This window comes from Bradyrhizobium sp. UFLA05-125, from assembly GCF_059803515.1.
Genome location: NZ_JBANBJ010000093.1, coordinates 20,858 through 31,722 on the forward strand (window position 1 = coordinate 20,858; position 10,865 = coordinate 31,722).

The following is a 10,865-nucleotide window of genomic DNA, read 5'->3' on the forward strand; positions in this document are numbered from 1 at the left end:
TGCAGCTAGCTGTGGCGTTCCCCGGACGCAGCGCAGCACGAAGTGGTGCGCTGCTGATCCGGGGTCCAATGTACAAGCATGGGTCTCGGCTCTGCGATGCAGCGCTACGCGGTGCATCGCGGCCGGGACACGAGAAGCTTACAGCCGCTCCACGATCGTCACATTCGCCATGCCGCCGCCTTCGCACATGGTCTGGAGGCCGTAGCGCTTGCCACGCTGCTTCAGCGCATGGACCAGCGTCGTCATCAGCTTGGTGCCGGAGCCGCCGAGGGGATGGCCGAGCGCAATCGCGCCGCCATTGACGTTGAGACGGGCAGGATCGGCGCCGGTGGTCTTCAGCCAAGCGGTCGGCACCGAGGCAAAGGCTTCGTTGACCTCGAACAGGTCGATGTCGCCAATTCCCATGCCGGCCTTTTCCAGCGCGCGCTTGGTGGCGTGCAGCGGCGCGTCGAGCATGATGACGGGGTCGCCGCCCGTCATCGTCATGTGGTGCACGCGCGCAAGCGGCTTGACGCCGAGCGACTTGAGCCCGCGCTCGTTCACCACCATCACGCCGGAGGCGCCGTCGCAGATCTGGCTGGCGCTCGCCGCCGTCAGCCTGCCGTTCTCGGCGATCAGCTTGACGCTCCTGATGCCGTCAAGGCTGGCGTCGAAGCGGATACCTTCATCGATGTGGTGTGTGTCCTTCGAGCCGTCGGCGCGGGTGATCTCGAGCGGCACGATCTCGTCCTTGAAGTGGCCTCCTTGCGTCGCCGCAATCGCGCGCTGATGGCTGTTGTAGGAATACTCGTCGAGCTCATCCTTGGAGAGGCCGTACCTCTCGGCCATCATCTCCGCGCCGGTGAACTGGCTGAACACGATGTTCGGATAGCGCTGCTCGATGCCCGGGCTCTTGTAATGGCCAAAGCCGTTCTTCGCCGCGAGTTGCGAGGACAGGCCCATCGGTACGCGCGTCATCGATTCCACGCCGGCGGCGATCACCACGTCCATTGCGCCGGACATCACGGCTTGGGCCGCGAAATGCAGCGCCTGCTGCGAGGAGCCGCACTGCCGGTCGATCGAGGTGCCCGGCACGCTCTCGGGCAGTTTTGAAGCCATCACCGCGTTGCGCGCGACGTTGTTCGACTGCTCGCCGACCTGCATCACGCAGCCCATGATCACGTCTTCGACCTGGGCCGGATCGGCCTTGCTGCGGTCGACCAGCTCGTCCAGCACTTTTGCGGCGAGATCGGCCGGATGCCAGCCGGCGAGGCGGCCCCCCTTGCGCCCGCCGGCGGTCCGCGCAGCGGCGACGATGTAAGCCTCGGCCATGTCGGTTTCTCCCTGAATTCTTCTGAATGGTTGGTTGTCGGGGGCGGATTAAAGGGCCCGATGAAGATTTAGTCAATCGATCAATTAACTCTTGTGAGGAGGCGCTGCATGCGCTTATCTGCGGCCCTTCATGCGGTCGAGACAGGGATCTCCGTGACTACCAGCGTACCGAGCAGGCTTCCGGGCGGCAAAAATTCCACGGCAGAGAAACTGCTGGTGGCCGCGAGCGAGCTGATGATCGAACGCTCCTCGATCGAGATTTCGCTCAGCGACATTGCCCAGAAGTCCGGCGCGAACGCCGCGCTGGTCAAATATCACTTCGGCAACAAGGACGGCCTCTTGCTCGCGCTGCTCGCGCGTGACGCCGCGACCGAGTTGTCGAACCTCGAATACCTCCTGGTGCAGCCGATCACGCCGACTGCGAAGTTGAAGCTGCATATCGGCGGAATCATCCGCGCCTATCACCGGTTCCCCTACATGAACCGGTTGATCCACTATCTCCTGCATGAGAGCACGGCGGAGTCCGCCGACGAGGTCTCGAAGTTCTTCGTCGCGCCCCTGCTCGACTTTCATCGCCGCCTGCTCGCCGACGGTGTCAGCCGCGGCGAGTTCCGCATCACCGATCCCGTGCTGTTCTACACCAGCCTGATCGGCGCCTGCGATCACCTGTTCTTCGGCCGGCACGCGATGTCTCGCGCGACCGGCGTCGGCCCGGTCACCGACGAAGTCTGCCGGCAATACATCAAGCACATGGAAACGCTGATCTGCGGCGGCATCCTCACGCAAGCCGAGGAAGCTGCCGCGGCCGGATAATCGGCCCAAAACTTCAAGTCCAGAGACGTTCAAGTCCAGAGAAGAAACGCCCAAGGAGAGGTACTAACGATGCAGTTGAAAGATGTTGCCGTTCTCATCACCGGCGGTGGTTCGGGCCTTGGTGCTGCGACCGCCCGCGCCATGGCGGCCAAAGGCGCCAGGATCGGCGTGATCGACCAGAGCAAGGAGAATGCGGAGAAGATCGCGGCGGAAGTGAAGGGCGTCGCGCTGCACGCCGACGTCACCGACGAGGACGGGATCAAGGCCGCCATTGCCAAGGCGGAAGCCGCGCACGGCATTGCGCGCGTGCTGATGAACTGCGCCGGCATCGGCGGCTCGCAGCGCATCGTCGGCAGGGACGGCATCTATCCGCTGGCGAAGTTCGCGCGCATCATCAACGTCAATCTGATCGGCACCTTCAACTGCCTGCGCCTGTTCGCCGAGCGTCTCGCTACGGCCGAGCCGATCGGCGAGGAGCGCGGCGTCATCATCAACACCGCATCCGTTGCGGCCTATGAAGGCCAGATCGGCCAGATTGCCTATTCGGCCTCAAAAGGCGGCGTCGTCGGCCTGACCCTGCCGGCCGCGCGCGACCTCGCGAGCCAGAAGATCCGCGTCAACACCATTGCGCCCGGCCTGTTCTTCACGCCGCTGCTGATGGGCCTGAGCGAAGAAGCACTGAAGAGCCTTGGCTCACAGGTCCCACATCCCTCGCGGCTCGGCGACGCCGCCGAATACGGCGCGCTCGCCGTGCACATCGTCGAGAACGCGATGCTCAACGGCGAGACCATTCGCCTCGACGGCGCCATCCGCATGGCGCCGAGGTAACTCCACAGTCGTCCTGGCGAAAGCCAGGACCCATTACCACCGGCGTGAGCTCTGGCACACGTTTGGTCAACGTCGGTGGTCAACAATAAAGGCCTGTGGTTATGGGTCCTGGATCGGCGCTCGCTCCGCTCGCTTGTCCAGGACGACGATGGGGAGCCCGCATGTCGCAACCGCTGCTGATCGAGCGTGACGACGGCGTCGACCAGGACTTCCTCAGCAAGCGAAAGCCTGTCTATATCAAGCGCTGAACGAGAATGATCCGCAAAGGACAATAATTCCGGGAGACGCAAAATGAGTGGGAATGCGGCGGCGGTGATGACGAAGCCCGCTTTTCGCAAGATCGAATGGCTGCCGCGCGACATCGACGTCGAGCGGCGCGACGACGGCACGGTGGTGCTGAAGTCGCGCATTCCGCTGCAGGCTTACGAGACGCATATTCCCGCCTCGCTGGCGAAATGGGCGAGGGAAGCGCCCGAGCGCATCTGGCTTGCGCAGCGCGGCGGCTCGGATCGCGCATGGCGCAAGGTGTCCTACGGTGAAGCCAAACGCACGGTGGATGCGCTGACGCAAGGCCTGCTCAATCTCGGTCTCGACGGCCGGCCGGTTGCGATCCTCTCCGGCAATTCGATCGAGCACGCGCTGATGACGCAGGCTGCGATGCAGGCGCGCTCGCCTGCAGCGCCGGTGTCGCCGGCCTACTCCCTGATGAGCCACGATCACGTCAAGCTGAAGTATCTGTTTGATCTGATCAAGCCGGCCGTCGTCATGGTGCAGGATGGTCCGACCTTCGAGAAAGCGCTGAAGTCGCTCGATCTCACCGGCGTTACAATCGTGCATGTGTTGCGACCCTGCGAGGGCATCAAGAGCGTCAGTTTCGCTGGGCTCGCAGCAACGCCGGTAACCGCGGACGTCGATGCATCGATCGCGCAGATCATTCCCGAGACGGTCGGCAAGCTCCTGTTCACGTCGGGTTCGACCGGCATGCCCAAGGCCGTCATCAACACGCAGGCGATGATGTGCGCGAACGCGGCGATGATGATGCAGGTGCGGCCGCGTCGCCCGGACGGCCCGATCGCGACCATGCTCGACTGGATGCCCTGGAATCACACCATGGGCGGCAATGCCGCCTTTCATCCGATCCTGGTCGACGGCGGCACGCTCTATATCGACGACGGACGGCCGATGCCGGGCCAGTTCGAGGAGACGCTACGCAATCTGCGCGAGATCTCGCCGACCTACTACGCCAACGTTCCAGCCGGCTACGCCGCGCTCGCCGCGGCGATGGAGAAGGATGACGCGCTTTGCCGCTCCTTCTTCAAGAACCTCTCCATCATGGCCTATGGCGGGGCACGGCTGCCTGACGATCTCTACGATCGCATGCAGGCGCTTGCGGTGAAGACCACCGGCGAACGCATCGTATTCTACACCGGCTGGGGATCGACCGAGACCGCGCCGACCTCGACCGGCACCTATTGGGATACCGAGCGCGTCGGCCTGATCGGCCTGCCGTTCCCCGGTGTCGAATTGAAGATGGTGCCGTGCGGCTCGAAGTACGAGCTGCGGCTGCGCGGCGTCAACGTCACGCCCGGCTATTTCGGCCAGACGGAGCTGACGAAGAAGATGTTCGACGAGGAAGGTTTTTACTGCATCGGCGATGCCGGCATCTTTGTCGACGACGAGGATCCCGTGCAGGGCATCATCTTTGCCGGCCGAGTGGTCGAGGATTTCAAGCTTACGACTGGCACCTTCGTGCATGTCGGTTCGCTCCGCACCGATGCGATCGCGGCCGCGACGCCGGTCGTGCATGACGCGCTGGTCGCGGGCCAGGATCGTTGCTCCATTGGCCTGCTCGCCTGGCCGAACCTGCATGCCTGTCGCCAACTCGTCGGCAATCCCGAGCTGAGCTTCGATGACGCCGTGAAGCATCCCGAGGTGATTGCCTGCTTGAGGCGCGGGCTGGAGGCACATAATAGGGAATGCGAAGGCGCGAGCAGCCGCGTGATCGCGCGCGCCATGCTGATGGTCGAGCCGCCTTCGATCGACGGAAACGAGCTGACAGACAAGGGCTACATCAACCAGCGCGCTGGCCTGGAACGCCGCTCGGCGCTGGTCGAGCGGCTGTATGCCGAGAAGCCTGATGACGATGTGATCGTGCTGCGATGAAGCTCATCTCTCGCCACTCGTCATTCCGGGGCGCGCGTAGCGCGAACCCGGAATCCATCGGGCCACAGGGCGTGTGGCGAAATGGATTCCGGGCTCGCGACTTCGTCGCGCCCCGGAATGACGGCCTCAACGAACAACGAAAAAAAGGGTAAGCCGCCATGAACTTCGATTTCTCTGACGATCAAAAGCAGCTCCGCGACCAGGCGCGCAAATTCCTCAGCGAAAAATGCTCGCCCAAGGCGGTGCGGGTCGTGCTTGATGGCAAGGCGCCCTATGACAAGGAGCTGTGGAAGGGTCTCGCCGAGATGGGTTTCCTCGGCGTCGCCATTCCCGAGGAGTTCGGCGGCGCGGGCGCCGGGCATCTCGAACTCTGCGTCATCGCGGAGGAGATGGGCCGCGCGAATGCGCCGGTACCGTTTTCCTCCACCGTCTATCTCGCTGCCGAGGCGCTGCTGATCGCCGGAAACGAGGCGCAGAAGACGAAATGGCTGCCGGCGATCGCCTCGGGCGAGGCGATTGGTACGTTGGCGCTGTTCGAGGGCAAGGGCAATCCGTTGCCGGGCAACGTGAAACTCACCGGCTCCGGCGGCACGCTGAACGGCGTGAAGAAGCCGGTCGCAGACGGCGTAATCGCTGACTTCGCCATTGTCGCTGCGCGTACGGGATCGAGCGGTCGCGATAGCGATATCTCGTTGTTCCTCGTCGATCTGAAGGCTGGCGGCGTCGAGACGAAGAGCCTGACCAATCTCGATCCGACACGCGGTCAGGCCGAGCTCACCTTCAAGAATTGCAAGGCCGAGCCGCTGGGAGCCGCCGGCGAAGGCTGGAGTATCCTGACCCAGGTGCTCGATCGCGCCGCGGTGCTCACAGCCTTCGAGCAGGTCGGCGGCGCCGATCGCGCGCTCGAGATGGGGCGCGACTACGCGCTCGACCGCATCGCCTTCGGCCGCCCGATCGGCTCGTTCCAGGCCATCAAGCACATGCTCGCGGACATGTATGTCGCGGCGACGCTGGCGCGTTCCAATAGCTATTACGGCGCCTGGGCGCTCTCAACCAATGCATCCGAACTGCCGGAGGCCGCTGCCGCCGCGCGCATCAGCGCGACGCAGGCGTTCCAGCATTGCGCCAAGAACAACATCCAGGTTCACGGCGGCATGGGTTTCACCTGGGAGTTCGACTGCCACATGTACTACCGCCGCGCCAACGCGCTCGCGCTGGGGCTCGGCAGCCTGTCCTATTGGGAAGACCAGCTGATCGACCGCATGCGCAAGAAGAACGCGGCGTAATCGCCGCACGTGTCCCGGACGCGATGCGGCACGCAGTGCCGCTTCGCAGAGCCGGGATCCAGGGCCGCAATGGACCCCGGATCTGCAGCGCACCACTTCGTGCTGCGCAGCGTCCGGGGAACGAACCGAGAGACAGGACCATGAACTTCGACGACACCCCGCAGGAAGCCGCGTTTCGCGCCACCGCGCGCGCCTGGATCGCCGCGAATGCGCCGAAGCAGTATGAGGACGAGCTGCGCAAATCATCGCTCGGCCGCACGCAGCTCAGGAACGCTGACATCCTGGACGTCGCAAAGGCCTGGCAGAAGAAGAAGGCGGATGCAGGCTGGGCCTGCCTGCACTGGCCGAAGGATTATGGCGGCCGTGGTGCCTCGCCGATCGAACGCGTGATCTGGCAGCAGGAAGAGGGCGCGTTCGGCAAGCTCTCGGCTATGTTCATCATCGGCCACGGCATGTGCGGGCCGACCATGATGGCGTTCGCGCGCGAGGAGCATAAGCGCAAATATCTGCCGCCACTTGCCTCCGGTGAGAAGATCTGGTGCCAGCTCTTCTCCGAGCCGGCCGGCGGCTCCGATGTTGCGGGCCTGCGCACCCGCGCCGAGAAGGACGGCGACGACTGGGTGATCAATGGCCAGAAGATCTGGACCTCAGGCGCGCATTATTCCGACTACGGCATCCTGCTTACCCGCACCGATCCCAACGTGCCCAAGCACAAGGGCCTCACCATGTTCTTCCTGGACATGAAGAGCCCCGGCGTCGAGGTCAGGCCGATCAAGCAAGCCAACGGCAATTCCGACTTCAACGAGGTCTATTTCACCAACGTCCGCATTCCCGATCACCAGCGTCTCGGCGAGGTCAATGACGGCTGGAACGTCTCGCTGACCACGCTGATGAACGAGCGGATGTCGATCGGCGCTGGTGTTGCCACCGGTTTCCCGGAGCTGTTCGACTATTGCGCGAGCCTGATGCTCGACGGCGGTCCTGCGATCGAAGACCGCAGCGTGCGCTCGAAGCTTGCAAACTACGCGGTGAAGGCGAGCGGCTTGAGATACACCAGCATGCGCGCGATCTCGGCACTGTCGCGGGGCGAGCGGCCGGGGCCGGAGAATTCCATCGGCAAGCTGGTCGCTGGCTCCATGGTCCAGGAGGTCGCGATGTATGCGCTCGACCTGCAAGGCGCCGCCGGCGTCGTCAGCGGCCCGGAGGATGCCGAAGTCGCAGGCCGCTTCCAGGCCATGCTGCTGCGCGCGCCCGGCACCCGTGTCGAGGGCGGCACCGACGAGATCATGCGCAACATCATCGCGGAGCGCGTGCTGGGCCTGCCCGGCGATATCCGCGTCGACAAGGACGTGCCGTTCAACAAGATCCCGACGAGGGGAAGATGAACTCGAATCGTAGGGTGGGCAGGCGCGGAGCGCCGTGCCCACCACTTCTGTTGAGAATAGCCGAAAGTGGTGGGCACGCTCCGCTTTGCCCACCCTACGAAGACAAGGGAAAGCGCCATGAATTTCGACGACACGCCGCAGGAAGCCGAGTTTCGCGCAACCGCTCGCACATGGGTCGCCGCCAACGCGCCGAAGGAGTTCGAGGAGCAACTGTCAAAATCCTCGCTCGGTCGCATCCGGCTTGCGAAACACGACATGGTCGAGGTCGGCAAGGCCTGGCAGAAGAAGAAGTCAGAAGCCGGTTGGGCCTGCCTGCACTGGCCAAGGGAATATGGCGGCCGTGGCGCAACGCCGATCGAACGGGTGATCTGGCAGCAGGAAGAGGGCGTCTACGGTAAGCTGACGCAACCGTTCCAGATCGGCGAGGGCATGTGCGGCCCGACCGTGATGGCCTGGGGCAGCGAGGAGGCCAAGCGCCGATATCTGCCCAAGCTCGCCTCTGGCGAGGAGATCTGGTGCCAGCTCTTCTCCGAGCCGTCCGCCGGCTCCGACGTCGCGGGGCTTCGCACCCGCGCGGAGAAGAAGGGCGACGACTGGGTCGTCAATGGCCAGAAGATCTGGACTTCTGGCGCGCATTATTCCGACCACGGGCTCCTGATTGCGCGGACCGATTCCAACGTGCCCAAGCACAAGGGCCTCACCATGTTCTTCCTGAGCATGAAGAGCCCTGGTGTCGAGGTGCGGCCGATCAAGCAGGCCAACGGCATGCAGGAGTTCAACGAGGTCTATTTCACTGACGTGGTGATCCCGGACAGCCAGCGCCTGGGCGCTATCGGCGACGGCTGGAACGTGTCGCTGACCACGCTCATGAACGAGCGCATGTCGATCGGCTCGCGGCTTGCGACCGGCGTACCTGAGATGTTCGAGTTCTGCTCGAACCTGATGCTGGAGGATGGCCTTGCGATCGACGATCCCGCCGTGCGCTCGAAACTTGCGAGCTGGGCGGTGAAATCGAACGGACTGAAATATACCAGCTACCGCGCGATCTCGGCGCTGTCGAAGGGCGAGCGTCCGGGCCCGGAAAACTCCATCGGCAAGCTGGTGTCGGGTATGATGCTCCAGGACATCGCGACCTACGCGATGGACCTGCAAGGCGCGGCTGGCGTTCTCACAGGCGCAGACGAGGAAACCGTCCACGGCCAGTTCCAGCAGATGCTGTTGTCCTCGCCCTCGATGCGCATTGCCGGTGGTACCGACGAGATCTTGCGCAACATCATCGCCGAACGCGTGCTGGGCTTGCCCGGCGACATCCGTGTCGACAAGGATGTGCCGTATAACAAGATCCCCACGAAGGGGCGATAATCTCTCTCGTGTCCCGGACGCGGTGCGGCGCGCAGTGCTGCCTCGCGTCCGGCGAAATCATCGTAGGGTGGGCAAAGGCGCGTCAGCGCCGTGCCCACCTTGTCTGGAAGTGGTGGGCACGCTTCGCTTTGCCCACCCTACGAAGAAGAGAACGCCATGGATGCGAAATCGCCGAACGCCCACTACTCTACTGAGAACCGCATCGGCGTCCTCGAAGAGCTCCTCAACGAGCGCTATTCGGTGCGCGCCTTCCTGCCGAAGGAAGTCGACCGGGCAACCATCGAGCATGTCCTGATGACGGCGCAGCGCACCGCGTCCTGGTGCAACAGCCAGCCATGGCAGGTCGTGATTGCGAGCGGTGAGGCCAAGGAACGCTTTCGCAAGGCGATCTACCAGGAGGCCTCCGGCGGCCTCGGCGATGACTATGATTTCACACCGCCGCGCGAATATGTCGGCGTATATCTGGAGCGCCGCCGCGAGAGCGGCTTTCAACTCTACAACACGCTGGGCATCGTCCGTGGTGACAAGGCCGCCTATGCGAGGCAGGCGCTGGAGAACTACAACTTCTTTGGCGCGCCGCACGTCGCGATCATTCACACCAACGAGCCGCTCGGCATCTACGGTGCGATCGATTGCGGCGGCTATGTCTCGAACTTCATGCTGGCCGCGCAGGCGCTCGGGCTCGGTACGATTCCGCAAGCCGCGCTCGCGCGCCACTCCGGCCTGATCCGCCAGCATTTCAATCTGCCCGGCGACCGACGCGTCGTCTGTGGCATCTCATTCGGCTATGCCGATCATGCCCACAAGGTCAACAGCTACCGCACCTCACGGGCGAGGATAGCCGATACCGTGACGTTCGTGGACGAGTGATCCCCACGCGATGCAACGCTTGTAGCCCGGATGAGCGAAGCGATATCCGGGACCAGCGATTCCCCGGATGTCGCTTCGCTCATCCGGGCTACTCACCCTGGTGAGCCGCGGGTGACGAAAGCCCCGATCACCGAGATCGGGGCTTCGTTGTCGGACGTTGTCGCTTAAAGCGCGCTGAGATTAGGATGAATCATCATCGCGCTTTAGGTTGTTGTTTACGCATATCGTTTCGGAAAACCGCTTCGCACTTTTCCGGATCATGCTTCAGTAGATCCCGTACGCGCAGACGTTCACGACGCGCACGCGCGGGCCGTGGCGGGTGGGCACCACGCGCTCCTGGTAGCAGCCGCTCACGCCGGTGTTGACATAGATGCCGCCATGACCCCAGCCCCAGCCGGGACCCCAGTGATGATGGAAGCCGTGGGCCGACGCGGCGCTGGGCGCAAGGGCGGCAACGCCGAGCGAACCGGCGGCGACGAGACCAAGGGCAAGCTTACGAAACATTCTCTTCTCTCCAGTGTGGCACGAAGCCGTTGTTGTGTCCCTGCGTCTCGGTCGGTGTGACTCCGAAACGCGTTCATTCGTGCACGCGGGAATCGTGTTTCAGGATTGTTTCGTAGAGAGGAGAAAGACCTTGGCCTCGGGTTTCCGGCGTCAAGAATGCTGCTTCCCGCGACGGGCCTGTTCTCAAAACCGCGGCGGCCGCTTCTCGGCAAAGGCCTTGATGCCTTCCTTGATCTCGTCGCCGCGCATGCTTTCGCGATGGCGGCGGGCTGCGGCCTCCTCGTCGAGCGCGCCGCGCGCGAATTCGTTGATCGCACGCTTCATGCCGCGCATTGCGATCGGT

9 protein-coding genes and 1 pseudogene are annotated in these 10,865 nt (G+C 63.7%); 7 read left to right on the forward strand and 3 right to left on the reverse strand.

Going from position 1 to position 10,865, the window contains the following annotated elements; translation table 11 throughout:
• Nucleotides 1–138 precede the first annotated feature (138 nt).
• On the reverse strand, nucleotides 139–1,311 hold the full coding sequence (locus tag SO156_RS41105; protein ID WP_458145634.1) for an acetyl-CoA C-acetyltransferase: 1,173 nt from the start codon (nucleotides 1,309–1,311) through the stop codon (nucleotides 139–141).
• 108 nt (nucleotides 1,312–1,419) lie between these two features.
• Here SO156_RS41105 and SO156_RS41110 point away from each other — a divergent pair, with 108 nt between their 5' ends.
• The 7 genes from SO156_RS41110 to SO156_RS41140 all read left to right on the forward strand — a co-directional run bounded on the left by SO156_RS41110 (nucleotide 1,420) and on the right by SO156_RS41140 (nucleotide 10,018).
• Complete coding sequence (locus SO156_RS41110; RefSeq protein WP_498538779.1) at nucleotides 1,420–2,124, forward strand: TetR family transcriptional regulator; 705 nt, start codon at nucleotides 1,420–1,422, stop codon at nucleotides 2,122–2,124.
• Nucleotides 2,125–2,193: 69 nt separating this feature from the next.
• Nucleotides 2,194–2,952 carry an SDR family NAD(P)-dependent oxidoreductase gene (locus tag SO156_RS41115; protein ID WP_498538780.1) on the forward strand — a complete coding sequence of 253 codons (759 nt, stop codon included), beginning with the start codon at nucleotides 2,194–2,196 and terminating at the stop codon, nucleotides 2,950–2,952.
• A gap of 291 nt (nucleotides 2,953–3,243) precedes the next feature.
• Nucleotides 3,244–5,115, forward strand: a complete 1,872-nt coding sequence (locus tag SO156_RS41120; RefSeq protein ID WP_498538781.1) for an AMP-binding protein — start codon at nucleotides 3,244–3,246, stop codon at nucleotides 5,113–5,115.
• 158 nt (nucleotides 5,116–5,273) lie between these two features.
• The gene (locus SO156_RS41125; protein ID WP_498538782.1) at nucleotides 5,274–6,401 is read left to right on the forward strand and encodes an acyl-CoA dehydrogenase family protein; all 1,128 of its coding nucleotides are present in this window, start codon (nucleotides 5,274–5,276) and stop codon (nucleotides 6,399–6,401) included.
• A gap of 140 nt (nucleotides 6,402–6,541) precedes the next feature.
• Entirely contained in the window at nucleotides 6,542–7,786 is a 1,245-nt protein-coding gene (locus SO156_RS41130; protein WP_498538783.1) for an acyl-CoA dehydrogenase, read from the forward strand.
• Nucleotides 7,787–7,903: 117 nt separating this feature from the next.
• Nucleotides 7,904–9,148: an acyl-CoA dehydrogenase gene (locus tag SO156_RS41135; protein ID WP_498538784.1), complete on the forward strand. Its 1,245-nt coding sequence runs from the start codon at nucleotides 7,904–7,906 to the stop codon at nucleotides 9,146–9,148.
• Between the two features lie 156 nt (nucleotides 9,149–9,304).
• Nucleotides 9,305–10,018, forward strand: coding sequence for a nitroreductase (locus tag SO156_RS41140; RefSeq protein ID WP_498538785.1), 714 nt, complete (start codon nucleotides 9,305–9,307; stop codon nucleotides 10,016–10,018).
• Nucleotides 10,019–10,282: 264 nt separating this feature from the next.
• Here the strand turns inward: SO156_RS41140 and SO156_RS41145 are convergent, their stop codons facing one another.
• Together SO156_RS41145 and SO156_RS41150 are read right to left on the reverse strand one after the other, a co-directional pair.
• Nucleotides 10,283–10,522, reverse strand: coding sequence for a hypothetical protein (locus SO156_RS41145; protein ID WP_458145642.1), 240 nt, complete (start codon nucleotides 10,520–10,522; stop codon nucleotides 10,283–10,285).
• Between the two features lie 183 nt (nucleotides 10,523–10,705).
• Nucleotides 10,706–10,865: pseudogene (locus SO156_RS41150) on the reverse strand (enoyl-CoA hydratase/isomerase family protein); the annotation flags it as partial.

Coding starts and splice junctions, on each gene's coding strand:
- SO156_RS41105 (WP_458145634.1), bottom strand. CDS start 1,311: ATGGCCGAGGCTTACATCGTCGCCGCTGCGCGGACCGCCGGCGGGCGC.
- SO156_RS41110 (WP_498538779.1), top strand. CDS start 1,420: ATGCGCTTATCTGCGGCCCTTCATGCGGTCGAGACAGGGATCTCCGTG.
- SO156_RS41115 (WP_498538780.1), top strand. CDS start 2,194: ATGCAGTTGAAAGATGTTGCCGTTCTCATCACCGGCGGTGGTTCGGGC.
- SO156_RS41120 (WP_498538781.1), top strand. CDS start 3,244: ATGAGTGGGAATGCGGCGGCGGTGATGACGAAGCCCGCTTTTCGCAAG.
- SO156_RS41125 (WP_498538782.1), top strand. CDS start 5,274: ATGAACTTCGATTTCTCTGACGATCAAAAGCAGCTCCGCGACCAGGCG.
- SO156_RS41130 (WP_498538783.1), top strand. CDS start 6,542: ATGAACTTCGACGACACCCCGCAGGAAGCCGCGTTTCGCGCCACCGCG.
- SO156_RS41135 (WP_498538784.1), top strand. CDS start 7,904: ATGAATTTCGACGACACGCCGCAGGAAGCCGAGTTTCGCGCAACCGCT.
- SO156_RS41140 (WP_498538785.1), top strand. CDS start 9,305: ATGGATGCGAAATCGCCGAACGCCCACTACTCTACTGAGAACCGCATC.
- SO156_RS41145 (WP_458145642.1), bottom strand. CDS start 10,522: ATGTTTCGTAAGCTTGCCCTTGGTCTCGTCGCCGCCGGTTCGCTCGGC.